The sequence below is a fragment of the Croceitalea rosinachiae genome (genome assembly GCF_031846445.1).
GTDB classification, from domain to species: domain Bacteria; phylum Bacteroidota; class Bacteroidia; order Flavobacteriales; family Flavobacteriaceae; genus Croceitalea; species Croceitalea rosinachiae.
In genome coordinates, this window is sequence record NZ_JAVRHR010000002.1 from 658,874 (window position 1) to 684,826 (window position 25,953).

The 25,953-nt window shown below is 34.5% G+C and carries 22 protein-coding genes; 14 read left to right on the top strand and 8 right to left on the bottom strand.

Translation table 11 applies throughout. The features are described from left to right. Positions 1-3 precede the first annotated feature (3 nt). Together RM706_RS10760 and RM706_RS10765 are read left to right on the top strand one after the other, a co-directional pair. Complete coding sequence (locus RM706_RS10760; protein ID WP_311351298.1) at positions 4-852, top strand: DUF4249 family protein; 849 nt, start codon at positions 4-6, stop codon at positions 850-852. 164 nt (positions 853-1,016) lie between these two features. Continuing rightward, positions 1,017-1,457 carry a hypothetical protein gene (locus RM706_RS10765; protein WP_311351300.1) on the top strand — a complete coding sequence of 147 codons (441 nt, stop codon included), beginning with the start codon at positions 1,017-1,019 and terminating at the stop codon, positions 1,455-1,457. 47 nt (positions 1,458-1,504) lie between these two features. Here the strand turns inward: RM706_RS10765 and RM706_RS10770 are convergent, their stop codons facing one another. Then, on the bottom strand, positions 1,505-2,314 hold the full coding sequence (locus RM706_RS10770; RefSeq protein ID WP_311351302.1) for a DUF1853 family protein: 810 nt from the start codon (positions 2,312-2,314) through the stop codon (positions 1,505-1,507). A gap of 77 nt (positions 2,315-2,391) precedes the next feature. Here RM706_RS10770 and RM706_RS10775 point away from each other — a divergent pair, with 77 nt between their 5' ends. Together RM706_RS10775 and RM706_RS10780 are read left to right on the top strand one after the other, a co-directional pair. Next, positions 2,392-3,555, top strand: coding sequence for a vWA domain-containing protein (locus RM706_RS10775; RefSeq protein WP_311351304.1), 1,164 nt, complete (start codon positions 2,392-2,394; stop codon positions 3,553-3,555). A gap of 2 nt (positions 3,556-3,557) precedes the next feature. Beyond that, on the top strand, positions 3,558-5,021 hold the full coding sequence (locus RM706_RS10780) for an AAA family ATPase (RefSeq protein WP_311351305.1): 1,464 nt from the start codon (positions 3,558-3,560) through the stop codon (positions 5,019-5,021). Position 5,022: 1 nt separating this feature from the next. Here RM706_RS10780 and RM706_RS10785 read toward each other — a convergent pair whose 3' ends face one another. Next, the gene (locus RM706_RS10785; RefSeq protein WP_311351307.1) at positions 5,023-6,249 is read right to left on the bottom strand and encodes a DUF418 domain-containing protein; all 1,227 of its coding nucleotides are present in this window, start codon (positions 6,247-6,249) and stop codon (positions 5,023-5,025) included. 122 nt (positions 6,250-6,371) lie between these two features. Between RM706_RS10785 and RM706_RS10790 the strand changes: the two genes are divergently transcribed. Further along, positions 6,372-7,247 (top strand): alpha/beta hydrolase, encoded by an 876-nt coding sequence (locus tag RM706_RS10790; RefSeq protein ID WP_311351309.1) that lies wholly within the window; start codon positions 6,372-6,374, stop codon positions 7,245-7,247. A gap of 46 nt (positions 7,248-7,293) precedes the next feature. Then, entirely contained in the window at positions 7,294-8,034 is a 741-nt protein-coding gene (locus RM706_RS10795; protein WP_311351311.1) for an alpha/beta hydrolase, read from the top strand. On the opposite strand, the gene cysM is transcribed toward RM706_RS10795, so the two are convergent. Further along, positions 8,023-8,907, bottom strand: coding sequence for a cysteine synthase CysM (gene cysM / locus RM706_RS10800; protein WP_311351313.1), 885 nt, complete (start codon positions 8,905-8,907; stop codon positions 8,023-8,025). The genes RM706_RS10795 and cysM overlap by 12 nt on opposite strands. After that, positions 8,900-9,691 carry a serine O-acetyltransferase EpsC gene (gene epsC, locus RM706_RS10805; protein WP_311351315.1) on the bottom strand — a complete coding sequence of 264 codons (792 nt, stop codon included), beginning with the start codon at positions 9,689-9,691 and terminating at the stop codon, positions 8,900-8,902. Before epsC ends, cysM begins: the two co-directional genes overlap by 8 nt. Positions 9,692-9,792: 101 nt before the next feature. Here epsC and RM706_RS10810 point away from each other — a divergent pair, with 101 nt between their 5' ends. Beyond that, positions 9,793-10,473, top strand: a complete 681-nt coding sequence (locus tag RM706_RS10810) for a DUF2461 domain-containing protein (RefSeq protein WP_311351317.1) — start codon at positions 9,793-9,795, stop codon at positions 10,471-10,473. Here RM706_RS10810 and RM706_RS10815 read toward each other — a convergent pair. The 3 genes from RM706_RS10815 to RM706_RS10825 form a co-directional block, all read right to left on the bottom strand. Further along, complete coding sequence (locus RM706_RS10815; RefSeq protein WP_311351319.1) at positions 10,462-10,872, bottom strand: glyoxalase; 411 nt, start codon at positions 10,870-10,872, stop codon at positions 10,462-10,464. The genes RM706_RS10810 and RM706_RS10815 overlap by 12 nt on opposite strands. 143 nt (positions 10,873-11,015) lie before the next feature. After that, positions 11,016-14,048, bottom strand: coding sequence for a WD40/YVTN/BNR-like repeat-containing protein (locus tag RM706_RS10820; protein ID WP_311351321.1), 3,033 nt, complete (start codon positions 14,046-14,048; stop codon positions 11,016-11,018). 60 nt (positions 14,049-14,108) lie between these two features. Further along, positions 14,109-14,876: an outer membrane lipoprotein-sorting protein gene (locus tag RM706_RS10825; RefSeq protein ID WP_311351323.1), complete on the bottom strand. Its 768-nt coding sequence runs from the start codon at positions 14,874-14,876 to the stop codon at positions 14,109-14,111. A gap of 151 nt (positions 14,877-15,027) precedes the next feature. On the opposite strand from RM706_RS10825, the gene RM706_RS10830 reads away from it, so the two are divergent. Further along, on the top strand, positions 15,028-15,924 hold the full coding sequence (locus RM706_RS10830; protein ID WP_311351325.1) for a DUF72 domain-containing protein: 897 nt from the start codon (positions 15,028-15,030) through the stop codon (positions 15,922-15,924). Here RM706_RS10830 and RM706_RS10835 read toward each other — a convergent pair. Further along, positions 15,921-16,772: a phosphatidylserine decarboxylase gene (locus tag RM706_RS10835; protein WP_311351327.1), complete on the bottom strand. Its 852-nt coding sequence runs from the start codon at positions 16,770-16,772 to the stop codon at positions 15,921-15,923. The genes RM706_RS10830 and RM706_RS10835 overlap by 4 nt on opposite strands. Positions 16,773-16,969: 197 nt before the next feature. Between RM706_RS10835 and RM706_RS10840 the strand changes: the two genes are divergently transcribed. The 6 genes from RM706_RS10840 (at position 16,970) to RM706_RS10865 (ending at position 25,949) form a co-directional block, all read left to right on the top strand. After that, complete coding sequence (locus RM706_RS10840; RefSeq protein WP_311351329.1) at positions 16,970-17,374, top strand: acyl-CoA thioesterase; 405 nt, start codon at positions 16,970-16,972, stop codon at positions 17,372-17,374. Positions 17,375-17,911: 537 nt separating this feature from the next. Then, positions 17,912-19,651 (top strand): ATP-binding protein, encoded by a 1,740-nt coding sequence (locus RM706_RS10845; protein ID WP_311351331.1) that lies wholly within the window; start codon positions 17,912-17,914, stop codon positions 19,649-19,651. Between the two features lie 16 nt (positions 19,652-19,667). Further along, the gene (locus tag RM706_RS10850) at positions 19,668-20,048 is read left to right on the top strand and encodes a response regulator transcription factor (protein ID WP_311351333.1); all 381 of its coding nucleotides are present in this window, start codon (positions 19,668-19,670) and stop codon (positions 20,046-20,048) included. 143 nt (positions 20,049-20,191) lie between these two features. Continuing rightward, the gene (locus tag RM706_RS10855; protein WP_311351335.1) at positions 20,192-22,174 is read left to right on the top strand and encodes a HEAT repeat domain-containing protein; all 1,983 of its coding nucleotides are present in this window, start codon (positions 20,192-20,194) and stop codon (positions 22,172-22,174) included. A gap of 1 nt (position 22,175) precedes the next feature. Continuing rightward, on the top strand, positions 22,176-23,606 hold the full coding sequence (locus tag RM706_RS10860; RefSeq protein ID WP_311351337.1) for a glycosyltransferase family 2 protein: 1,431 nt from the start codon (positions 22,176-22,178) through the stop codon (positions 23,604-23,606). A gap of 9 nt (positions 23,607-23,615) precedes the next feature. Next, complete coding sequence (locus RM706_RS10865; protein WP_311351338.1) at positions 23,616-25,949, top strand: LTA synthase family protein; 2,334 nt, start codon at positions 23,616-23,618, stop codon at positions 25,947-25,949. The last annotated feature ends 4 nt before the right edge of the window (positions 25,950-25,953 follow it).

The window sequence follows — 25,953 nt, forward strand, 5'->3', positions numbered from 1 at the left end:
GACATGCGAACGTATATCAAATTTTCATTATTCATTGTACTGGCTTTTCTAAGCTCGTGTACTGATGTCATAGATGTGCCTGTCCAAGAAGGTCCAACACGATTAGTTGTTGAGGCTTCTTTAGACTGGGAGAAAGGAACCCAAGGAAATATTCAAACGATAAAATTAAGTGAGTCCACCGCTTTTTTTGACACCAATACCCAAACAGCTGTTACGAGTGCAAACGTAATTGTCACAAATGATAGTAGTGGAGCTAACTTCATTTTTGAGCATCAATCCAACGGGGAATACTTAACAACCAATTTCGAACCTATTCTAGGGCAATCATACACCTTACAAATTAGTTATAATGGAGAAATATTTTCAGCTACGGAGACCATGACAGGAGTAACTGAAATCACTGATGTTTTTCAAGATCGCGAAGATGGTTTTGAAGATGATGTTTTAGAGGTGCACGTAATATTTACTGATCCACCGGAAGAAGGAAACAATTATCTGTTTAAGTTTCAACGTAGGGGTGATTTGTTACCGGAACTTGAAGAAGCTGATGATGAATTTGTAAATGGGAATGAAATTGATTGGTGGTATGAGATTGAAGAAAATGAAGATGAAAATGTACTTCCTTTTCAACCAGATGACATTGTTGATATAGAGATGTACGGTGTTTCTAGAGCTTACTACAACTATATAGATATTTTAATTGATCAAATTGGGGGTGTTGGACTCTTTGAAGCCACTCCCGTTGCTGTAAAAGGTAATTGTATCAATACAACAAACGCTGATAGCTATGCCTTTGGATATTTTAGATTATCCGAGGTAGTTAGAACCAGCTACACCTTTATAGAAGATTAAGTTTAGGTTTGATTGATGTGTGGAAAGTGTCGGGTTTCTAGAGCCTGACGCTTTTTACTTTTAGGCAATTGTTAAAATATTCTCAAATACGTAGCATTACATAGTACTTAATGCAACCCTAGAAAAAGTATTTTGTCTTTAGGTTATCAAATAAAAACAATTAAATGAAAAAAATAGTAACAACTGTAATTTTTGGGATGGTAACCCTTTTAAGTTTAACTGCACAAGAGTACAAAGTAATTACCAGTGTAGAATCTATTGTACCCAGTGGATTGGGTCGTTCACGAATCATTAATGCTAAGGAGGATAAAGATTATAAAGAATACACTAGTGTTCAGACTGATGAAGATAATACTAGAAATAAGTCAAGTAGAAAAGATATTCGGGTGAAAAATTTTGAGGAAACCAAATTGTTGAATTTCTATAATATTGGGGGTATTAGATTCCAAAATATTGCTGCTAATGATGCTCTTTTGACTTCTAAAATTAATAATATGATCATTGAAGGCTGGGAATTAGCTTTTGTAACTAGCGCCGTGGAGAGCGCAGGGGGAAAAGGAGATGCCAATGGTATTTTTATTACACGATATATCTTTAAAAGATAGATTTATTGTTATATGCATTAGGAAGGCCTTCTATTTAGAAGGCTTTTTTATTTCCACCAAACTATAAAAAGTTTTTCAAGCTGACCGTTAGGTTTCCTCATCCAAAGCATAGGTGCATTTTCTTTCAACATTCTAAGATTAATGTTAAGCAAGGTTTCATAATGTGAAGTGAATAATCGATTTGCAGATGGCATTAAAACCCATTCCTGTTTATAAGTAATATAATATTTAGACTTCTTAAATTCAGTAGTATTGAAATCGTCGAACCGAATCCAACGTCCCTGGATACATTTTTTGTTTAAGGGTCGTATGGTCATTGAATCAACTCCATAAGGTGAAAACAACTGTGCCTTAAAACAGGCTTGTTGCTGTATTTCAAGAGGATTGAGTTCTAAACTGTGGAGCTTCTCCGTTAATTCATTGCTGAAAAGCAAAGGAAATTGCTTATTTCTTAACTTATCGATTTTGGTATAGAACATATCCCGTTTATTTGGCCCCATGAGACGGTAAATAGGCTCGGTTATTTCAGGATTAATGATATAAAACTTGTAGGCAAGCTCCACGTGATGAATTCGCTGTGTCTCTCTGTTTTTTAGCAGAAAATCAAGTTCTCCTAAACGAGTTTTTCCGTGATCAACCAAAATATTCTTGGCCAAGACTTCCCAAGTTTTCGAATACTGTAACAATTGCTCGAAAACGTATTCCATTTTATGCCCTAACCTTAATTTTTCGGGAATCAGTTGTGCGGTGAAATTTAGAAGGTCAAGGTCTGGAAACTTAAATTGGGTTACCCCAAATTGTTCATAAACCCATAAGGGGTGAGTTTCGTAAAAACCAAAACATAATTCCTTGTCCATGAATGCAAACTTAAACGAAACCGTTAAGTTTTCTTTAAAGGGCAGTTCATGAAAATAGAAAGTCTTAATTTTATATGATGGCTATGAATTTGAGAAAAGGATTTCGTTTTACATCCTACGAAGCGCCTAATTTATCTCCCTTTGAAAAACTTTTTGAGATTTTTCAAGAACTTATCACGCATACATCTGGTGATTTTGACGAGGCAATTGACTGGCTGCGTGAATTGGATAAAGAATATGAACTCACAACAGACGATTATACCATTGATGATTTTATAGAAGATTTAAAAGCCAAGGGATATATACGTGAAGAATTTGAAGATGGAGGCGGTCAAATGGGAGAGGAAGGTGAGGAAGGTGATGGAGGAAGTGGTAAAGGCACCATTTCAATAACTGCCAAGTTAGAAAGAATGATTCGCCAACGGGCACTCGACCAAATTTTCGGCAAAATAAAGCGCAGTGGCTCTGGTAATCATAAAACTGGTAAATCAGGTAGGGGAGACGAACATACCGGCGAGTTTAGGGAATATCGGTACGGCGATGGTTTAGATTGTATTTCAATGACAGAAAGTCTTAAAAATGCTCAAATCAACCATGGTATTGGAAATTTTATGCTGGATGAAGGTGATTTAGTAGTTGAAGATACCCAGTACAAAGCGCAAATGAGTACGGTGCTCATGATTGATATAAGTCACAGCATGATCTTATATGGCGAAGACCGAATTACTCCTGCAAAAAAAGTTGCCATGGCCTTGGCAGAGTTAATTACCACAAGATACCCAAAAGACACTTTAGATATTTTAGTTTTTGGTAATGATGCCTGGCCGATACCTATTAAAGATTTACCTTATTTAAAAGTTGGGCCCTATCATACCAATACTGTTGCAGGTTTACAATTGGCAATGGATATGTTACGTAGAAAGCGGAATACGAACAAACAAATATTTATGATTACCGATGGCAAACCGAGTTGTTTAAGAATGCCTGACGGCACGTATTACAAGAACAGTGTGGGATTGGATGATTATATTGTTGAAAAGTGCTATGCTATGGCATCTCAGGCTAGGAAATTACATATTCCGATAACTACGTTTATGATTGCACAAGACCCCTATTTGATGCAGTTTATAAGAGAATTTACACAAGCGAATAAAGGAAAAGCATTTTATACGGGCTTAAAAGGTTTGGGCGAGATGATTTTTGAAGATTATGAAAATAACCGCAGGAAAAGAATAAAGTAAGAATGAACATAAATGCTATAAAAACACTTGGACAGCTCAAAAAATCAGGATACCAATCTAAAAGTATCAAAGATGAGTTGCGAAATAACCTCATTGAAAAAATTAAGAACCACGAGAATGTTTTTGAAGGGGTTTGGGGGTATGAAAATTCGGTCATCCCCGAATTGGAACGAGCGATACTTTCAAGACATAATATTAACCTATTAGGTTTACGAGGTCAGGCAAAAACACGTTTGGCTAGATTAATGGTAAACTTGTTGGATGAATATATACCCTTAGTCGAAGGTTCAGAAATTCATGATGATCCACTGCTGCCCATGTCACGTTTTGCTATTGAACTGATAAAAGAAAAAGGGGATGACACCCCTATTTCATGGCTACATAGAAATGAACGTTTTTATGAAAAATTGGCTACTCCAGATGTCACAGTTGCTGATTTGATTGGCGATGTAGATCCTATAAAAGCGGCAAACTTAAAATTAAGCTATGCCGACGACCGTGTGATTCATTTTGGGATGATACCCAGAGCTAACCGATGTATTTTTGTAATCAATGAATTACCTGATTTACAAGCACGTATCCAAGTATCCTTATTTAATATACTACAAGAGGGCGATATTCAAATTAGAGGCTTTAAACTCCGTTTACCTTTAGACTTGCAGTTCATTTTTACTGCCAATCCAGAAGATTATACCAATAGAGGCAGTATTGTGACACCTTTAAAAGATAGGATTGGTTCTCAAATCTTAACGCATTACCCGGAAGATATCTCTACTGCAAAGCGCATTACCAAGCAAGAGGCAAATTTAGATGAAAGACAATCTGATTTGGTACATGTGCCAGAATTGGCTATGGATTTGCTAGAACAGATTAGTTTTGAGGCCAGGGACAGTGAATATGTAGATGCCAAAAGTGGTGTTAGTGCCCGTATGAGTATCACTGCCTTTGAAAACCTCTTAAGCACTGCAGAACGGAGAATTTTAAAGTCGGGGGAAAGCAACACAATCATTCGTTTAAGTGATTTTATGGGCGTGGTGCCTGCTATCACAGGTAAAATAGAATTGGTATATGAAGGCGAGCAGGAGGGAGCTGCCTTTGTAGCAGAGAACTTAATTGATGATGCTATCAAAACGCTTTTTCCAAACCTATTTCCTAAAATCAATAAGCTAGAGCACAAAGATGCAGAAACCCCATATGATGAACTAATTTCTTGGTTTTTTGATCAAGAGGCGCTGGAGCTTCTAGATGAAGATGACGACAAAACTTATAGATCAAAATTAGACTCGATCTCTCCTTTAAATCAATTGTTGAAGGAGCATCATCCCAATTTAAATAAAAATGACAGTTACTTTATTAAGGAACTAGCTTTATGGGGGCTAGTTGCCCATAAAAAATTGAGCAAATACCGTATGTCAGATGGGATACGTTTTAAAGATATGTATGGTAGTTACATTAGCGGCCTATAAATTAAATTTTTCGTTTCATAGGCATTAATTTAAAAAATGTCAGACTTCTCCAAATCCATTCTAAGGGTCCGTAGTAGAAATATTTTTGCCATATTTTGCTGAGCCACATCTGTATGGTAATAATGACTATTGCCATTAAGAATACATAACTATTGGGTATTTTGGCTAAGTAGCCTAGACCCCATCCAAAAAAAATAAAAGTTCCTACAATGCTTTGAAAAACATAATTGGTCAATGCCATTTTACCATAAGGAATAAACTTTTCTAAAAACTTTTTCGGCTTATTTTTCTTGTACAGAATGATAAAAATAGCCACAATTAATATAGTCATAGCAACATTCATTAAATCAAAAAAAGTAAGACCAAACATTGAAGTCCAAGAATTAAATTGAACATCAGGTCCCATAGATGAAAAAATTCCTGCCATAGAGACTATAGAAATACCTAAAAGTATCAAAGCCCCAACCCATAGACGTTTAATGAGCTTTTTTTTTGTCAAATAGTTTTTGAAAAATTCAATTCTACCGATAAAGAGACCTAACAAGAAAAAGCCGAAGGTTAAATACCCTCTAGAAAATACTCCAAACTGAAACTCCGATTTATTGATATTACCTTCTATGGCGTTTGATTTAAAAACTTCAATAATTGAACCATTTTGTAGTAATTCGAAATAAGCCGCTATCATAGGACTATCTGGGCTTAATTCTTCTTTTGTGAACAAGCCCTCTCCATTGGTGAAATAGAACACCACATAGCGACCAATACCTAAGAACAATAAAGCAGCTATACCAAGAAGCCATTTATTATTCACTTTATAAAAGGGAATCAAGAAAACTCCTAAAAATGCATATAGCGTCAAAATATCGCCGCGGTAGAACATACTATGCAGGAATCCAATCGCAAATAATATGACTAAACGCCAAAAAAAACGACCACCAAAACTAGTACCTCTTTTACTTCCATTGTCCATTTGAATAAAAAAGCTCAGTCCAAAAAGGAAAGAGAATAGTGCAAAGAATTTCCCCCTAAAAAGAAAACTAACAAAACCGTCGGCTATTTGGTCAATGATAGAGGGATTCATAGCTTCAATAGCCGTCATAGGTATTGGAGAGGCAACAAAATTTTCGAGCATGTGGCAGAATACAATTCCAGCTAATGAAAAACCACGAAGGGCATCAATGACTTCGATTCTTTGAAAAGCTGATTGATTTTGAATGGTTGTTGGCATCTTTTAGTTGATTGATAACATCAATATGACTACGGAATAACTAGGAAGTTACAGTAAAAGGTAATTTTTTAGTGTTAAATGTGATTCTTAATATTTTTTGTATTTTCAAAGAAATAGTAGACATGCCATATTGGCTTTATATTCTTATTGTAATAGCAAGTGTTTATTTGGTAATAAGCTTATTACTTTATTTACTCCAAGACTATTTTCTTTTTAAGCCAGAAAAACTTTCAAAGGATTTTCAATTTTACTATGAAAATCAAGAAACTGAAGAATACAATATAGAAACTAGGGATGGGGCCATCATCAATGGCCTACGTTTTAAAGCCCAAAAACCAAAAGGTGTGGTTTTTTATCTAAAAGGAAACTCAAAAAGTATTAAAGGGTGGGGAAAGTTTGCCGTTGATTTTACCCGACATGGTTATGACGTTATTATGGTAGACTATCGCGGTTTTGGTAAAAGTACTGGTCGTAGAACACAAAAAGCGGTAAAGCGCGATATGCAGGTTATTTACAACAAGATAAAAGAGAAGGTTTCTGAGAAATATATAATACTTTATGGAAGATCTTTGGGTTCTGGCTTTGCAACGAAGTTAGCTTCAATGAACAATCCTAGAATGTTGATTTTAGACGCTCCGTATTATAGTCTGAGTAAAGTAGCGAAAAAATATATTCCTTTTATGCCCTTATCGTTGTTAATCAAATTCCCAATGCCTACTTACAAATGGTTAAAATATGTGAATTGTCCGATTCATATCATACATGGAACAGATGATCGTTTAATACCTTATAAGACCAGTGTGAAACTATCTCGCATTAATCCAAAAACTACAACGCTCCATACTGTGATTGGCGGTGGACATAAAAATCTAAACACTTTTGAAGCTTATCATAAAATGCTCTCAGAAATAGTAAATTCAAAACCGGAGAAAGTGAATTTAGAAGGTTCTAGCATTCATGTTAAACATAGCTCTAAACCATCTAATGCGAAAGTTTAAAAGAGTTGGTCTCATACTCATTGCTATATTTCTTCTAATTTGTACTATGCTATATTTTTTACAAGAAAAATTTATTTTCCTCCCCACAAAGTTGCCCCAAAACCATGTTTATCAATTCTCAGAATCTTTCGAGGAGTTCTTTTTGAATACCCCAGACGGCGCAACTTTAAACGGATTGCATTTTAAAATAGAAGACCCGAAAGGGGTGATTCTTTACTTTCATGGTAATGCTGGGGACTTATCGCGATGGGGAGAAATAGCGACCTATTTTGTGAAAAAAAGTTATGCAGTGATAATTATGGATTATCGCACATATGGCAAGAGCACTGGTAAGCTTAGTGAGAAACATTTGTTTAGTGATGCGCAATTATTTTATAACTATGCCCTTGAAAATTATCGTGAAAAAGAAATAACTATTTATGGGCGTTCATTAGGGGCTGCCATTGCTACGCAACTGGCTTCAAAAACCAAACCTTCAAAATTGGTTTTAGAAACCCCTTTTTACAATTTGTATGATGTGGCCAAAACTCGATTTTCATTCTTACCATTAAAATTACTTTTGAAGTATCAATTTGAATCCAATAGATATATTCAAAAAGTGAATTGTCCTATCACCATTTTTCATGGCACTGAAGACGCAATTGTTCCTTATGAGTCTGGGGCAAGTCTTTATCGCGCTGCCAATGAACCTAAAGAGTTTATCACTATTGAAGGAGGTGGTCACAATGATTTGGTGCAGTTTAGCACATATCAAAAAAATATAGGTAATGCTTTATCAATCAAATAGATTGGATGATAAATACCGGTCGCCACGATCACAAATAATAGAAACAATAACTCCGCTCTCTAGTTGAGAAGCTAACCTCAATGCAATTGTGGCTGCACCACCACTGCTCATACCAGAAAATATCCCTTCTTCCATAGCCAACTTTTTTGCCATGACAATAGCATCTTTTTCGTTGACGTATAGAATATCGTCTACTTTTTTGGGATTATAAATTTCTGGAACATATTCTGGGGACCATTTTCTAATACCGGGAATACGTGCACCCTCTTCTGGTTGTACCCCAATAATTTTTACTTCTGAGTTTTGTTCTTTTAAATAAGTCGAAGTTCCAGTTATTGTTCCTGTAGTGCCCATACTAGAAACAAAATGAGTGATTTTACCATTAGTATCCTTCCAAACCTCAGGCCCTGTTGTAGTATAATGAGCTTTCCAATTGTCATCGTTCCCAAATTGATTGACCATAATGTAACTATCATTAGCAACTTTACTTTCCGCATAATCTCGTGCACCTTCAATTCCTATATCTGATGATGTTAAGGTAACTTTAGCACCATATGCCCGCATTGTTTGTATTCTTTCTACAGTAGAATTTTCAGGCATTACGAGTTCGATATCCAAACCATAAACTCCTGCAACCATAGCCAATCCAATACCCGTATTTCCGCTAGTTGCTTCAATAAGCTTAGAATCTTTAGAAAAATCGCCGCGCTCCAGCCCATTTTTAATCATATTATAGGCTGGACGATCTTTAACACTACCACCCGGATTATGCCCTTCTAACTTAAAATAGAGTTTTACATTTGGATTGGTGTTGAGGACTTTTGATTCCACCAAAGGGGTATTTCCTATTAAATCTAAAAGAGAATTAGACATTAGATGGGGTTTTTATTTGTATTTCAGGGGTATGATATACTTTAGAATTTGCAGGTACAGAGGTTGTTAACCAAGCATTACCACCAATTACAGTATTTTCACCAATAACTGTTTCTCCTCCAAGAATGGTAGCATTTGCATAAATGGTCACATTCGATTCAATAGTTGGGTGTCTCTTAGTTTTTTGAAGTGATTTATTTACAAATAAAGCCCCCAAAGTAACACCTTGGTACAATTTTACATGGTCTTTAATTACTGCAGTTTCTCCAATAACCACCCCTGTAGCATGATCAATAAAAAATGAAGCCCCTATTGTCGCTCCAGGGTTAATATCAACACCTGTTTGTCGGTGCGCATATTCGGTCATTAATCGCGGTACTAATGGAAAACCCTCCTTATACAAAACGTTTGCTAGTCGGTAAATTGCAATCGCATAAAACCCAGGATACGCCATATATACTTCTTGAACGGATAAAGAGGCAGGATCGCAATTTAGAATAGCTTCAGCATCCAAGTTTAATTTTTCAAGAATTAAAGGAAGTTCTGCAATATAATTTTGCCATACTTTTTTGCAAGGCTTTTCGATTTCCCAACAGGCCAAATCAACTAAACCATCAAATTGTGTTTCTAGTTGGGCAAGGTGCACCTCTACATCCGTATTAATATCAAAGAGGGTATAAAACAGCATATCAGTAAATTTTTCTGTATTCCTTTTTAGTCTATAGTCTAAATAGGGTTGTTTTTTGTGCTTTTTAAGCTGTTCTATGATAATTTGCTTATTCATTTAGAAAATATTTGTGATAAACACATCAAATTTAGCTTTTATAAAAAAACAGCAATAATCAAAATGGTTAACTTTAGCATAAAATATGACTTATTCGGAATATGGTTAATACAACGGTGAAAAAGGAAGCGTTTGATTTTTTAAAAAAACTAGAAACGAATAACAACCGGGAGTGGTTTGCAGAACACAAAGATAAATATAAATTACACGAAACAGATGTGAAATCTTTTTATGGCAGTGTAATGGAGCATCTAAATAAGCATGACCAAATTGAGAAATTGAAAATGTTTAGAATTTATCGTGATGTTCGTTTCTCAAAAGATAAAACACCATATAAATCGCATTTTGCAGGTTCTTTCTCTAGAGCGGGAGCAGAGCGTAGAGGTGGGTATTACCTTAGATTAAAACCTAGTGAGACTTTTATTGCTACTGGCTTTTGGGATCCCAATAAAGAAGATTTGCATAGAATTAGAAAAGAATTGGAAGTGGATGCTTCTAACTTTCGCAAGATTATCTCGAATACCGATTTTAAAAAGACATGGGGAGAATTACAGGGTGATGCAGTAAAAACAGCTCCTAAAGGATTTGATAAAGAACACCAAGAAATTGATCTGATACGTCAAAAGCAATTTATTTTCGTCAGAAACTTTTCTGACAAAGAAGTTCTTTCAAAAGACTTTCTAAACCAGGTTGACAATTCGTTCAAGGCAATACGACCTTATTTTGATCTAATGAGCTCTATATTGACAACAAATCTAAACGGAGAATCTTTAATAGGCTAAGGCTTCGTTCTCCAATAATTGCATTTGGTCTTTTAAGCGCTCAATAACCATATTCATCATACGCTTATTTAGTGCTGATGAGTTTTGAATGTAAAGAGCATATTCTTCAACGGTAAATTGACCAATAATCATTCCTTTTAAAGAATTTCTGAACTTGATATCTTTTTGAATAGACTTTTCAATATATTCCAACCTTTTCTCCAAAGAAAATTCATAAAAAGCGTTTTTATGCTTTTTTATGTAATTTTTGAAGACTTCAACTAATAAAAGGTTTTGAAATTTAATAATTGGACGTAAAGTTTCATTTTGAAATCGCTCATCATTACCCATCATGGCATTCAGTTGGGTAGTCTTGATTTCAGGACGTACCTTCAATAGACTATCTGACCTATCATTCATAATAAAGATCGTTTATATAAAGTTACGGCATGTATATACTGTTAATAAAGTCAGCGAATACGAGTTGTTAACGGTTTATAAACAATAAGACCACCACAATTTACCTAAATAAATGTGATGGTTTTAATGATTTTTGATGGATATTATTTACTTTCTAAAAAAGTCTCAAAAGACTTTAGTTCAAGTGGTTGCTTTTTAAAATATTTAGTTTTCAGCTTTAGAAAATCTTCTTTTGCTTTTGTAAATCTAGACACAATTACTTTTAAATTTTCCAATTCGGCATTGGAAGGCCTATCGTAACTGGACGCCAACTTGCTATAAAGGTCTGTCATTTTTTCACGTAGTTGCGGTTCGGCAGAACCAACATAATTGTCCCCAGTAGTAATGACCAAAGTTTCTTTTAATGTTGTTAATTTAGAAACAGTTTTTGAATCACCATTTGCTTCAGCATTGGTTAAGATTTCATCTACTTCATATACCAAATAGGCTAACTCTTGAGTCATATCATAGAGCTGCATAGTGGTGCTATTCTTCAATTCCCTATCACCTGATGTCAATGGAGATTTTTCATCGTAAACTAAATTAAAACTATGTTCAAAGGTTTCTTTGCCCTTTTTAAGGACTACTTTATAGGTTCCTGCTGGCACTTGTGGCGATGTAAACCCACCAAAAGTAAAGGTTTTTCCTTTTGCGACTTTTGGTTGTTTACGCGTATAATTCCAGTTAACTATATTAATGCCTTTTGATTTACCCGGACCTAATTCGGCAATAAGATTGCCTTCCATATCTTGAATTTCCATTGTCATTTTACCGAAAGTATGTCGTTTTTTTAAGTAGTACTTAATTTGAACATCTTTCGTTTTATTAGATCCTACGAACTGTGTTTCGCTACCAAAATTTCCTGAAAATACGCTCGTTTCATCAATAACAGTTTCTGGAGTTTCAAAGAAATGTACATTTTTGGCTAAAATGTCATTATTGATATCCCGTAAAGGAGATATATCATCTATTATAATGACCCCTCTGCCATGTGTACCCATAACCAAATCACTTGTTCTTTTTTGCAAATCAATAAAGTGTATCGCCACTGAAGGCATATTATTCATGAATTTCTTCCAGTTTTTTCCACCATCCATAGTAATATATAAACCAAACTCGGTTCCTAAAAACAATAAATCAGGATTCACATAGTCCTCTTGTATATTTCTTACAAAACCGACTACATCATCAGAAATTATATTGGTCCAAGTTTCGCCAAAATCTGTTGTTTTATAGGCATATGGATTTTTATCATTCATAGTGTGTCCATCAAAAACAGCATAGGCGGTTCCTTTATTAAAAGTGCTGGCCTCAATATGATAACACCAAGTGTTCGCAGGTAATCCCGATACATTTTCTATAGTATTTGTCCATGTTTTTCCACCATCTTGGGTGACCTGCACATTTCCATCATCCGTACCCACCCAGATTACTTTTTCATCTAAAGGAGATTCTGCAATGGTAAAAATAGTTGTATGGTTTTCTGCGCCAGAGTTGTCTTTTGATAAACCACCTGAATCTTCTTGATTTTGCTTGGTTCGGTTATTAGTAGTTAAATCTGGTGAAATAATTGTCCAACTATCACCCATATCTTCTGATTTATGCACATATTGGCTTCCCATATAAAAACGATCCGGTTGATGTATACTGACTGCCATTGGTGCATTCCAATTCCAACGCAGTTTCTGATCTTCAGATACTTGTAAAGGCTGAATTGTTTTTGTTAAATTTCTATCCACATCAGTACGCCAGACGTTATCTGCTCCTTGCATTTCGGAGTAAATGATATTTTTTGTAGGATGCTTTAGAACACGAAACCCATCACCGTAACCAACCGAATTCCAGTCTCTTGCTTCTACCCCACCAGGAGAAGATGAAGGACCCCACCAAGAACCATTGTCTTGTAGTCCACCATATACATTATAAGGTTCAGCATCATCTACACTAATTTGATAAAATTGTGATAGTGGTAGATTTTCAACGATTTCCATATTAGTACCACCATCCCAGCTACGGTATACTCCGCCATCAGTGCCGACATACATCACATCAGAATCTTTAATACTAAAAACAATATCATGAATGTCTGAGTGCATATTACCAAGATTTTTAAAGGTTTTCCCACCATCTCTTGAAATAGAACCGCTTAAACCAGCTTTGACAACGACATCTTCATTCTTTGGATCAACTACAATTCTTGAAAAGTAAAATGGTCTTACTGTAATACCAAAGTCATTATTCAATTGCTCCCAAGAAGCACCTGCATCATTACTACGATACAATCCCTTCCTTTCATTTTTTTCCGCCTCTATAACCGTATAAAGTACTTTTGGATTGGAAGGTGCCACAGCTATTGCCAGACGGCCAAGTTTTCCTTCTGGAAAACCATTATGAATCTTGTTCCAGGTTTTACCAGCATCTGTTGATTTGTAAAGTGCGCTATTTGCACCGCCAGATTCAAAAGACCAAGCCGTTCTCCTAAATTCCCACATTGAAGCATATAAAATATTAGAATTTTTTGGATCTATTGCCAAATCGGCACAACCGGTTTTTTGGTCAACATAAAGTAGCTTTTCCCAAGTTATACCGGCATCGTTTGATTTATAGACGCCTCGCTCTTCATTATCTCCCCAAAGTGCACCTAAAACTGCAATATAAACTTCATTTGAGTTATTAGGGTTTATAATGATATTTGCAATTCGTTCTGAATTTTCAAAACCAAGTTTTATCCAGTTAGCCCCACCGTCAACAGACTTGTACAAACCATCCCCAACGGATACACTATTACGTGTCCATGTTTCCCCTGTACCTACATAAATTGTCTTATCTGGGTCATTGGGATCTAAAGCAACCGCTCCGATTGATTGGCAATAGTCATCAAAAATTGGGTTAAAACTTGTACCTGAATCGTTCGATTTCCATACGCCTCCGCCAGCCGTGCCTGCATAAATAATTCTACTATTGGTCGGGTGGATTTCCATATCATTGATTCGACCACTCATCAAGGCAGGACCAATATGTCTCGCACTTATGTCACCAAATAGCGCTTTTCCATCTATGGATTCTAAACTTTGGGAATACCCTGTGCCTATTGCACAAAGCCCTAATGCTAGACTTACAAGAAATAGTTTTCGCATGATTTATAGTTTTTTAAGAAAAAGAGACTCATAACAGGTTCTCTTATAAGTTAATAGCTATTATTTTTTCTCTTCGGCCATTTCTGCAGGGAATGCAAATAAAGTCGAATCTATCGTTGGGTTGAGTTCGATAGTATCAATAGTTATAGGCTGCGATTGACCATCTTTCACACCTTGTGTCATTGAAAACGGAAAGTAGAGACCATCGACTTCTTGGTAATCACTCATTGTAGTCTCGGACATTTGCCCTTTAGCCGGCCCTGATTTTATTTCTTGATGAATTGCAATTGGCACAAAATTTTCTGTGTCAAAAAAGTAAAATGACACATCATCTTCTTGATTTCCATCAACAGTAACAGGTTCTTTAATCAATTTGATTTTATACGTTTCTGCCCCATCAATAGTTTCTTTTCCTAACAATTCAGCGGTATACCCTTTTTCTTTATAATCCATAAATGAATCAGGAAAATCATTGGTGTCCAATTTAAAATTTGCAGTCTGTTCCGCATCACTTTTCTCTGCTTTCATCGTCATGAAATTATGACTCCATAGCGTTTCGCCATCATACACTCCTTGCTTGAGTTCCTTTCCCTGAAAGTTTATAACAGTCATTTGTTTTCCGTCTTTCATTTGATAGATTTCTAAGGGAATCTCCATACCACCTTGATTTACCTTGGCTGTCATTTTCATTCCTTCTATATTCTTCCAATTATCCATACCACCGGTATTTTCAAAATAATTGGAAATAATTTCATCAACTGTTTGCGCTTGTAGCGGAATTACAAATGCAAAAAGTAAAATAGTAATACTAATTTTTAGTGTTTTCATTTTAAGTAATTTTGTTAGAATTAGCTATAGGTATTAAGGTAAAGCAAATTGTTACACTTTAATCTAATTAAATAAGATTTAGATTTTGTGAAAAATGATTTTTAACAAGTAAAACATCTAAATTTATATCTTTATATGGTAAAAATATCATATGAAGTTTGGTAAAGTCGATAACCCCGAATTAATAGATTTCACTTTCCCTTTAGATCATCCGGATACAGGAGTTTTGCTGTCAAATAACAACGATGCAAAACCATTACAGGTTCATATTGGTTGTGCGAAATGGAATCGACAAGATCTTAAGAATTTCTATCCCAGAGGAACAAAAGATGAATTGGAGTATTATTCAACACAATTCAATTCTATAGAGTTAAATGCAACCTTTTATCGAATATTTCCTGCTGAAACCTACCAAAAATGGTATGACAAAACCCCTTCAAATTTTAAGTTTTTCCCAAAAATGAATAATGAGGTCAGCCATTTACGCCGAATGAACGAAAAAGTATATGGAGTTGTAGATCGCTATTTGGAAGTAACTTCTTTGTTGAAAGAGAAATTAGGAACAATTTTTTTACAAATGCACAATAACTTTGGGCCAAAAAACTGGGATAGGGTAGTACGTTTTATAGAATATTGGCCGAATGAATTTCCATTAGCTATGGAGTTTAGACATACAGATTGGTTTAATGATGAAAAAGTTTCTCAAGAATTATATCACTTATTACAAGAAAACAATATTGCCAACGTTTTAGTTGACACGGCCGGCAGAAGAGATATTATGCACATGAGATTGACCACAAACGAGGCTTTTGTGCGTTATGTAGGGGCAAATCATCCTACTGATTATACACGATTAGAAGATTGGGTAAAAAAGTTAAAAGATTGGAAGTCTTTGGGTTTAAGTAAAATACATTTTTTTGTCCATCAAAATATGGAGTTAGAATCTCCTTTATTATCGGCATATTTTATTGACAACCTTAATCGTAAATTGAAGACTAATCTGCAAATACCAAAAACGCTTGGTGACCAACAGCCTGGCCTTTTTTAATAAGTAGATCCCATTTCGACAAAAGTGTTCATGGAGTGAAATCTCGGTGTTAGTGGTGAAGCCATGCAACAAGTTGACCCCAAATGAAATAGAGCCAACTCATTCAACTTTTTGACTTTTGCCCCTTCGAAAATATCATTACCTAATTCTATTGTACCCACTGCTGGACCTCCTACTATTGATAAATACCATATTTTACCTTTAGTGTCCGTAATGTCAATATTACACCGCTCATTTCTAAAAGCTGGTAAAGAGGGGTTTTGTTTGTAGATCCACGGACGTAAAACAACCAAATCGCCAGGTACGTGTTGTATTCTTGTAATAGTTCCATCAATAGGTGCGTGAATCCTATGATAGTTTTTATTGTGTAAAAAAACATTGGTGAACGTATAATCTTTCGGAATACTATTTTTTTTCAATCCAAAAACCGTATCAACAGTTTTTATATCATATTTTACATGCACATTTTTTATACTATCTACTTTTCCTTCTTCACACAAAAGTCCTTCACATGGCCAAACGGTGTTACTTTTGCTTATAGGTAGACTTTTAAATTCTCTAGTAAAGAAATCTTGAAAGGTATCGAAAGAAGATTTTCCAAACGGGGGTTTGAACTTATCAAGATAGTCTTTATCTGTATAATTTAGTTTGATATAGGGTTTGATGATGTGTTTGGATGCTTTTGTATTGTAAAAATTGGAATACCATGCCGAAATACTTCGTTGTAGGTTACTTGGAACTGCTCCCCAAACATTAACAGATAAAAATTTGTAAAAATAAGCTCTCCAGCGGGGCACTTTAAATATAGTAAAACTGGGATCGGAATAATAAGGTGATGCAGTTTCCATGATGATTGATAATGATTGCTTGTTTATTGGTTCTTGAATTTATCTTATCCACAATTCCAAAACCAATCAATTAAGAAAACTTTATTGTTGTATTAACAAACATTATAATTCTGTAAAAGTATTTGTTAAAATTAAAAGAAGAGAACCGATTAAAGCCTTAAAACGTATTTCTAATATAATTTTGTAAAAAAAATAAAATGCGCTTTCATACACGTAAATGGGTTAAACCTGAAGATTTAAATGCAAATGGAACTTTATTTGGGGGTAAAGTACTTGCTTGGATTGATGAAGAAGCGGCACTTTATAGCATCATACAGCTCGAGAACAGAAGAGTGGTGACCAAATATATGTCTGAGATAAACTTCATGAGCACGGCCATCGAGGGTGATGTTATTGAAATAGGCATTGACGTATTCAAATTTGGTAAGAGTTCACTAAATCTAAATTGTGAGGTCCGCAATAAGATGACTCAAGAAACCATCGTGACAGTTGATAATATTATAATGGTCAATCTTGATGAACATGGAAAACCCAAGCCACATGGTAAGACCAAAATAGAATTTGTAAAAGATAGACTCGCTAAAAAAGAAAAGGATAATTAAATTTTTTTTATACTAACCTGTTTTCTAGTATTTTAAAAATCTTTACTTTAATTATTAGTTTAGAAATATCTTATTTTAAGATAGCATCTCTGTTCATAATCGTTTGTATTCTTGGTCTTATCCAGTTTTGAAAATTTAATACTTCATCAAATTTTTCGAAATCTTAAATATATTCATCTGTTTTTCTGTTAGTTAGATCTAATAAGTAATGCTATCAATGAAGCTATTTCGTAGCTATCATCATAGATTTTAACTGTAATTGTTTTTCCATATAATTTGTGCTTTCTCTTCTAATATTTCCATGTTTTGTTTTTCTTCTCATCATATGAAAAAATTGAAATTAATGCTACTTGAGATAAGAGTTTTTTATAAAAAAAATTACTATACCTACAAATAAGTCATTTTGACAACAAATAACCGCCCATAGGTAACAAATAATTGCAAACAGCGCATGAAATAGAGAGTTTTAAAATAATATAAACCAGATTGTTAGCCAGTTTTAATGGATTAGAACAATCTCTTCTAAAGTTTTAGTCGTTGGATACTAGAGAATTACTATCGCAATTATCAAAGTTAGAAAATGGTCTCGACCGTTTTTCTTTTTCTGAATTAAACAGCTCAGAAGCTGCAAAATTAAAAAGGTCTTTTGCTTCTTTTAAGAATGGTCTAGAAACCAAGGTTTTTGGAGATTACCAAGAAATAGCAGTTGATTTTGAAGAAATAAAACCCTCGAACATTTCAACTCGAGAGGAACATAATGTAATTGCAAATGTTAGTCATGAGATTAGAACACCATTGAATGGAATTATGGGCTTTATTGATTTGTTGAAAGAAACAGAATTAAGTCAAGAACAATTAGAATTGATCAGTGCGTTAGGGTCGGCATCACAAAACTTAATGAATATAACCAATGAACTCTTAGAATTTTCAAAACTAGCTACAGGAAGAGAAAAGTTTACAAAAGTTCCTTTCAATTTGAACAATCTGGTTAATGAAGTTGGTTTTTTATGTAAGACTTTGATCACTAATAAAAATATTGCATTGAATGTTACTTTAGATAAAAATGTGCCTAAAAACCTCGTTGGTGATCCATCTAGGCTTTCTCAAATACTATTAAATCTGCTTGGTAACGCTATAAAGTTTGTCCAAAAAGGAAAAATAGAGCTCGTAGTGAGTCTAAAAGCCAATGAAACCCATAAAACCTATTTACAATTTAACATTATGGATACCGGTATCGGTATTGCAAATGATAAATTAAAACAGATTTTCGAGACCTATAAACAGGCTGAATCTGATATCCAATTAAAATATGGTGGTTCAGGACTGGGGTTGAGTATTGTCAAAGAATTGGTTGAAAAGTTAGGTGGCTGCATAGCAGTTAGTAGCACCTTAGGTAAGGGAACAACATTCAAAGTAGTTTTGCCTTTTGAGAAAAATACGAAAGGAGCTGAGCAGAAAAAATTAAATACGCCGAGCAATCCAAATAAGAAAAAAAGTCTTACAGGGACTAAAATATTGGTTTTTGAGGATAATATGTTAAATCAAAAACTGATGGAAAATCGCCTTAAAACCTGGGGTTGCGATACGTTTATTACAGATAATGGTATATATGGACTAAAACTATTGGAAAACCATCATTTTGATTTGGTATTAATGGATTTAAAAATGCCGAATATGAGCGGTTTTCAAATTTCAGATCGGATAAGAAATAGTGTTGACAAACAAATTAAAAACATTCCGATTATTGCATTATCCGCTGATTACAGTTCAGTAGATAAAGAAAACTGTGATAGAGTGGGGATTACTGATTTCATCCTTAAGCCATACAATGCAGATGAACTGCATGCATTAATAGAACATAACTTGTACAAAATAAATAATATAAGGGATATCAGGTCAAAAACAGTCCCAATAGTAGATGAATCAAGATTGGTGAATCTCGATTCTATTTTAGAAGAGTGCTTGGGTCAAACAGAACTTTTAGATGAGTTGATAAGACTTTTTAAGCAAAACATATTTGAGTTCATTGGTAAAGTAAAAATGCACTTACAAAGCAATAATGTACAAGGTATAGGCTTTGCTACCCATAAGATTAAGTCGTCTTTAAAAATGATGGAGACAAGAACCTTATCAGAAATATGTGAACAAATCTCTGAGGTATGCAAAACAAGCAGTAACCATAAAAACCTTGATTTGTTATATGACCGATTCTTAAAGGAATATCCAAAAGTTGAGCGACAAATAGATTATGAAATCAATAAGCTAAAAACAAACTAAACCAAACACCCCCATATTGGAACCAAAAAAACTACTATTAGCTGAAGACGACGCGATGTTGGCTTCCTTATTAAAATATAGGTTAGAAAAAGATGGCTATGCGGTAGCCATTAAATCAAATGGCAGAGAAGTAAAACGAGATATTGCTGAACACCTGCCAGATGCAATCATTTGCGACGTGATGATGCCATATTTTTCAGGTATTGAGCTTGTTGATTATTTACGGAACGATTTAAAATCAGACATCCCCATTATCCTAATCTCGGCAGCATCCAATGAAGAAAATGTAATAAGTGCCTTTAAAATGGGTGCCAATGATTTTATTGCTAAACCGGTGAGTCCATCAGAATTATTGATCAGGGTCTCGAGAGAAATTGATAGATACTATTGTTCTTAGCTGCCAAAACATATAACCTTCCCTTTTTCATTAGTTCCCCAAAAATACATACTGATCTTTTGTGGGATCTGACTATGTTATTCGTTGTTTTAGCGGGACTATATTTCTTTTTCATATTTATATTTAAGAAGAGAACTTCTGTTATGTTCTCAAAAAGAAAGAACAAACGCTACGAACTGGCTCCTATCATTAGTAATTTTCTGTTCCATAGTCCACAAGATCCAAAAGAGGAGCAGAAGGAATATGTAGAATTAAAAATCAAAATACGAGAATATCTTAGCAGCAAATATTTTAGAACCATACTGGCTGATATTCTTTTCGATCTTCAAAAAGATGTAGCAGGCGGCACAAGACAGCGCCTTTTTAAGTTGTATGTGGAATTAGGTTTGCATCATGACTCTTATAAAAAACTAGCAAGCTGGCGTTGGAATATTGTATCGCAAGGTATTCTTGAACTTTCACAGATGAAAGTCTCTGACGCTTTTCATTTCATTTCAAAGTTTGTTAATGACAAGAGAGGAGTAGTAAGAAAACAAGCAGAAATTTCGATTGTATCCCTTAAATCAGAGGGAATTAATTATTTGCTTGATACTACAAAATATGCTATCAGCGAATGGCAGCAACTAAAGCTAATCGAAGCTTTAGGTAGCATAGAAAACTATAGACCGCCCAAGTTCAAAGCATGGCTAATCTCTCCTAATAAAGACGTTGTATTGTTTTGTTTGCGATTAATTAAACATTTCAATCAAAATGAAGCTTCAGAATCAATTGCTGAATTAGTAAAACATAAAAACGATGAAGTAAAAATTGCTGCAGTTCTCTGTATCAAAGATTTCAATTTTTCAGAACATCTGGATATTCTCAAGAAAGTATTTTGGAAGTGTAGTGCGTTGGTTAAAGTGGAAATTTTAAATACTATTAGTCAGGTCGGTGATGAAGGCGACTTAATGTTTTTGCATGAAATCGGTAGACTAGAAAGCAATTTTGCCGTTGTAAACAGAGCTCATGGAGCAATAAATACTATTTCACCGGACTCTATACTGCCAACGAAAGATATTATTGAAAATCTTGCTTCTCCAATTACTAAATCCATTAGCGGACTTTATGATTTAGACTTTCTTGAAATTGAGGTTGAATTTACTGAAGTCGTTATCAAAGAAGATGCGGAAATTGAGACTAAAGAGATTGAAGTAGATGAAATAGAGATTTATGATTTGTTAGAAAAGCATACAAATACAAGGGAACAACCACCAAAAGAAATTCCCGAAAAGCCTGATTTCGCGATAGAAGAAATGGAGCATGAACTTGATAAATCACTAAATAATTCATTAGGACTGTTAGATATAAAGGAATCAGATGATAATAAAGATTTGACCGAGGTTCAAAACGATTATACCGAAATGTCGTCTGAAGAGCGGAATAAGTTTATAGACACTATTGAAAGTGTCGGTGATAAACGCGAAATACAGTTGTTGGAATTCATCATGGAAAATGAAGATGATACAGAATTGCGTTTTAGAGCCTTTAACACCTTAAAACAAGTAGGCATGGGAGCAACTAAAAAAGTTCCCACTTCAATAACCTCAACACCTCGAACAGAAGCCAAATCAGAATTTGAAGCTTCAGAAATAATACTACCAGAACATAGTATTTTTTATGAGCTCTATCAATATGCATCTGATAATGATTCTAAGGAAATTCTGATTAAAGAAATCATAGCTGTTGGTGATAAAAAAGAAATCCCTTTTTTAGAACAATTGTGCAGAACAGAAAGTAATAACATCCAAAAGCTAGCAAAAAAAGCCATCAAACAGATTAATAAAATTAGTATAGGTCAATCAGGCAATGCTAATCTTATCTACACCAAAAATGAAGACCAAGAAAACATTCAGCATGATATTAGCGAAATGGATTTCAATGACTTACAATCATTGCTAGATGAAACTAAGGTAGATCCATCAATGCAGAAAAGAAGCGAAGATGAGCGCATTCCATTGGAACTTTGTTTTCTATATGACGAATTGGGCATCTTATATGGCACGAATAATAAAAAAGAAGATTTGGGCCTCAATTTTGAATTATCCAGAGAATATGAAGTAATGGTAAAAACTGAAAATATAGTATAAGATGAGTGGCGGAATCTTCGATATCATTTTAGAATATATAAACACAGTCTTTTTAGCATTTTCTGTGGTGTTGTTTACCATGTTCAGTATAATGGCTTATCTATCTACAAGAAACGCTATACATTATAGAAACAAAAATAGTATCGGTGAAATGTCAAAAATTATGGCATCACCATTGGCACCATCTATAACAATAATAGCACCAGCTTATAATGAGGGTTTGACTATTGTTGAGAACATCCGTTCGTTATTATCTCTCAAATACGTGAACTATGAAGTCATGGTTGTTAATGATGGTAGTAAAGATGATACCATGGAAAAGATGATAAACGCATATCATCTTGAGAAAGTAGATAGGCAAATAGATCCAAATTGGAAGTCAAAACCTATAAGAGGTATTTACAAGTCTAAACAACCATCTTTTTCAAAATTAACAGTTATTGATAAAGAGAATGGTGGTAAATCTGATGCCATAAATACAGGCATATATCTTTCTGACAGCAAATATGTCGGTTGTATTGATGTTGATTGCTTGCTTAAACCTGATGCGCTATTACATGTCGTCAAGTCTTTTTTTCAAAGAAGTAAAAAGAGGGTAATTGCAGTGGGTGGAGTCATACGAATTGCTAATTCTTGTGGTATTTCTGGTGGCACTTTAGAGGATATTAGATTACCAAAAAATTGGTTGGCAAAATTTCAACTACTAGAGTATACACGTTCTTTTCTTTTAGGGAGAATGGCTTGGAGCAGGATAGATAGTCTTTTAATCATCTCAGGAGCATTTGGTTTTTTCGATCGTGAAATTGCCTTAGCAGTTGGTGGTTATGATACAGGTACTGTTGGTGAGGACATGGAGATTATTTTTAGAATGAGGCGTTATATGCATGAACGAAAAGAAGCATACACTATAGAATATATTCCTGATCCTTTATGCTGGACAGAAGTACCAGAAGATTTAAAGATACTAGTGAATCAACGTGACCGTTGGGCTAGAGGAAATCTTGAAACTTTGTTCAAACATAAAGACATGTTTTTCAATTCAAAGTTTGGCAGATTAGGTTTGGTGAGTTATCCATACTGGTTTTTCTATGAATGGCTTGCCCCTTTGCTAGAATTTTTTGGGTTTTTCACCATCATTTTGTTCTGGTATTTAGGCATTCTAAATTGGGAGTTTTTTATAGCCATTACTGCAACTATTTACATGTTCTCCATTATGTTTTCATTTTACGCCATTTTATGGGACGTGTACACTTATAACGAGTACAAAAAGACCAAAGATATTCTGATTTTAATGCTTTGTTCAATAATAGAGCCAATAGCATTTCACCCAATTGTAGTGTGGGCCGCAGTTCGTGGAAATTATAAAAAACTATTTAGGGTAAAATCAGGTTGGGGTTCACAGGTAAGAAAAGGTTTTGCTAAAGCAACTTAAACTATTTAAATGAATACGAGTCAACGTGATAGATATACCTTAAAGCAATATACAAGGTTGATAATTGCATTTTTTGCGATACTCTTCGTATTATCTGTATATCAATACACCACTCTTTATTTCAAAGGAGTTGTCGATACTATTTTAAGTGCCAGTTTTTTCATCGCTGTTGCTCATCAATTAGGTTATGCATCTGTAATCGCATTAATACTAGTATTCCCATTTAATTTTTGGGAAAACTATAGACCTTCATATGGCCTAAACTTAGTGTTCGCACTCTTGATTTTTTTATTGATCATTGAAGCCATGCTTGTCAGTTATTACTGCACAGCTCTAGTTCCGTTAGGTTCAGATTTATTGGGTTATAGCTTTTCTGATATTAAAATGACAATTTCCAATTCCGGAGGTATTTCTATTTTGCCCGTATTGGGTATAATAGTAATCATAGGCTTGTTTTTTGGAATGTACAAGCTAACATCAAGGTATTACCATTACCTAGGGCGCATGTACCCTTTTACTATTATCTTATTTAGTTTGTTTATTTCAACCCTATTCTTAGAAGGGAAACCAATTAATCAAAACAAAAGTCAATACTTAGCCATAAATCTTTATAATTCAACCACAGAAGATACCAGTTATGAAGCCAATGTAGAATATCCTTTAATTAAGTCACAGCAAATAGAAAATGTGCTTGGGGGGTATTTTAATTTAAAAGAAGAGAAACCCAATATTGTTTTCATTATAGTCGAGGGTCTGGGAAGAGATTTCGTTGGTGAAGGGGCTGAGTTTGGTGGATTTACACCCTTTTTAGATTCTCTTAGTACAAAAGCGCTTTATTGGGAAAATTGTTTGAGTACTACAGGTCGAACTTTTGGAGTATTACCATCATTAATGGGTTCATTACCTTTTGGGAAGAGCGGATTTATGGAACTGGAAAAGTATCCGAATAAATTCACTTTGTTTAGCATCCTCAAGAATAACGGTTACCACACTTCCTTTTATCAAGGTACTAATAGTTCTTTTGATGGTGTGGATAGATTTTTGTTGAGCGAAAACCTTGATTTCGTATTAGATAAGTCTGGTTTCGGTAATCAATATAAAATGCAGGCCGAAGATGCTGCCGGGTCTTCATGGGGGTATCCTGACAAAGAATTGTTTAAAAAGAGTATGAGTTTGCCAAGAAAAGCTAGTCAACCGCGCGTAGAAGCTTATATGACCATTAGCAACCACGAACCCTTTATTCCCCCCCAACAAGAATTTTACGAGAAAGAAGTAAAACATATTTTATCTAAAAGTGAATACGATAGAAAAAGCGAAAAGGTCATCAAGAAAAACAGTAATGTCTTTGCCACGCTACTCTATACCGACGACGCGGTGAAATATGCACTTGAAGAATATAAAAAACAACCAAATTACGACAATACTATTTTTATTATAACTGGGGATCATAGGTTAATACCTATTCCTCAGCGGAATACAATGAGTCGTTTTCATGTTCCTTTGATTGTTTATAGCCCTTTATTGAATACCTCAAGAAAAATGAGTTCGGTTTCTTCGCATTTTGATGTTACGCCAAGTTTGTTGTCCATGTTAGAAAATAGCTACGAATTAAAAATGCCCAAAAAGGTAGCGTGGATGGGGGGGGCGCTTGATGTAGCTACAGAATTTAGATCCACTAAGAACATCCCATTAATGCGCAATAAAAATGAATTAAAAGAATATGTAAGTGGTGAAAAGGTCTTTTCAGATGGGACGGTTTTTGAGTTGGATGAAAATATGGATTTGGGAACCTCGTTCGGAGGCTCAGGTATTGAAGATAGGCTTAATGCCTTTAAATCAGTAAATGCCTATGTAACTACCAATGATAAAATCATTCCGGATAGCTTGGCCATTTTTGCTGTAAAGACTGAAAAATTCTCTAATAGTGAACTTGTATGGTTCAATAGCTTACTAAATGAGTATGATTCCGATAAACTATATTTCAAAGCAAGAGATTTTGCATTTGATAAAGAATACGATAAAGCATTGTTATTAAGTAGATATATTATGTCTGAATCTCCAAGTCATATCGATACTAAAATTTTAACGGGTAGAGTCAATGCATGGATCGGTAATCGTAAGAAGGCAATAGAAATATTGAATGGCTGTATCAAAATGAATCCAAATTATATTGATTCTTATGCCGCTTTATTTGATGTTTATTATTGGGATGAAAGACATAAAGAAGCACTTGAATTAATAGATATCGTAAATCAAAACAGTTCTAGTGCCAATGAAATAGCTGATAAAATATCAAGAGCTAGAAACGAAGCAAGAAAAAATCGAATTGTAGCCTCGAATTAGTTAA

Excerpts from the sequence above, each read along its gene's own strand:
- RM706_RS10760 (WP_311351298.1), top strand. The coding sequence starts at position 4 with ATGCGAACGTATATCAAATTTTCATTATTCATTGTACTGGCTTTTCTA.
- RM706_RS10765 (WP_311351300.1), top strand. The coding sequence starts at position 1,017 with ATGAAAAAAATAGTAACAACTGTAATTTTTGGGATGGTAACCCTTTTA.
- RM706_RS10770 (WP_311351302.1), bottom strand. The coding sequence starts at position 2,314 with ATGGACAAGGAATTATGTTTTGGTTTTTACGAAACTCACCCCTTATGG.
- RM706_RS10775 (WP_311351304.1), top strand. The coding sequence starts at position 2,392 with ATGGCTATGAATTTGAGAAAAGGATTTCGTTTTACATCCTACGAAGCG.
- RM706_RS10780 (WP_311351305.1), top strand. The coding sequence starts at position 3,558 with ATGAACATAAATGCTATAAAAACACTTGGACAGCTCAAAAAATCAGGA.
- RM706_RS10785 (WP_311351307.1), bottom strand. The coding sequence starts at position 6,249 with ATGCCAACAACCATTCAAAATCAATCAGCTTTTCAAAGAATCGAAGTC.
- RM706_RS10790 (WP_311351309.1), top strand. The coding sequence starts at position 6,372 with ATGCCATATTGGCTTTATATTCTTATTGTAATAGCAAGTGTTTATTTG.
- RM706_RS10795 (WP_311351311.1), top strand. The coding sequence starts at position 7,294 with ATGCTATATTTTTTACAAGAAAAATTTATTTTCCTCCCCACAAAGTTG.
- cysM (WP_311351313.1), bottom strand. The coding sequence starts at position 8,907 with ATGTCTAATTCTCTTTTAGATTTAATAGGAAATACCCCTTTGGTGGAA.
- epsC (WP_311351315.1), bottom strand. The coding sequence starts at position 9,691 with ATGAATAAGCAAATTATCATAGAACAGCTTAAAAAGCACAAAAAACAA.
- RM706_RS10810 (WP_311351317.1), top strand. The coding sequence starts at position 9,793 with ATGGTTAATACAACGGTGAAAAAGGAAGCGTTTGATTTTTTAAAAAAA.
- RM706_RS10815 (WP_311351319.1), bottom strand. The coding sequence starts at position 10,872 with ATGAATGATAGGTCAGATAGTCTATTGAAGGTACGTCCTGAAATCAAG.
- RM706_RS10820 (WP_311351321.1), bottom strand. The coding sequence starts at position 14,048 with ATGCGAAAACTATTTCTTGTAAGTCTAGCATTAGGGCTTTGTGCAATA.
- RM706_RS10825 (WP_311351323.1), bottom strand. The coding sequence starts at position 14,876 with ATGAAAACACTAAAAATTAGTATTACTATTTTACTTTTTGCATTTGTA.
- RM706_RS10830 (WP_311351325.1), top strand. The coding sequence starts at position 15,028 with ATGAAGTTTGGTAAAGTCGATAACCCCGAATTAATAGATTTCACTTTC.
- RM706_RS10835 (WP_311351327.1), bottom strand. The coding sequence starts at position 16,772 with ATGGAAACTGCATCACCTTATTATTCCGATCCCAGTTTTACTATATTT.
- RM706_RS10840 (WP_311351329.1), top strand. The coding sequence starts at position 16,970 with ATGCGCTTTCATACACGTAAATGGGTTAAACCTGAAGATTTAAATGCA.
- RM706_RS10855 (WP_311351335.1), top strand. The coding sequence starts at position 20,192 with ATGTTCTCAAAAAGAAAGAACAAACGCTACGAACTGGCTCCTATCATT.
- RM706_RS10860 (WP_311351337.1), top strand. The coding sequence starts at position 22,176 with ATGAGTGGCGGAATCTTCGATATCATTTTAGAATATATAAACACAGTC.
- RM706_RS10865 (WP_311351338.1), top strand. The coding sequence starts at position 23,616 with ATGAATACGAGTCAACGTGATAGATATACCTTAAAGCAATATACAAGG.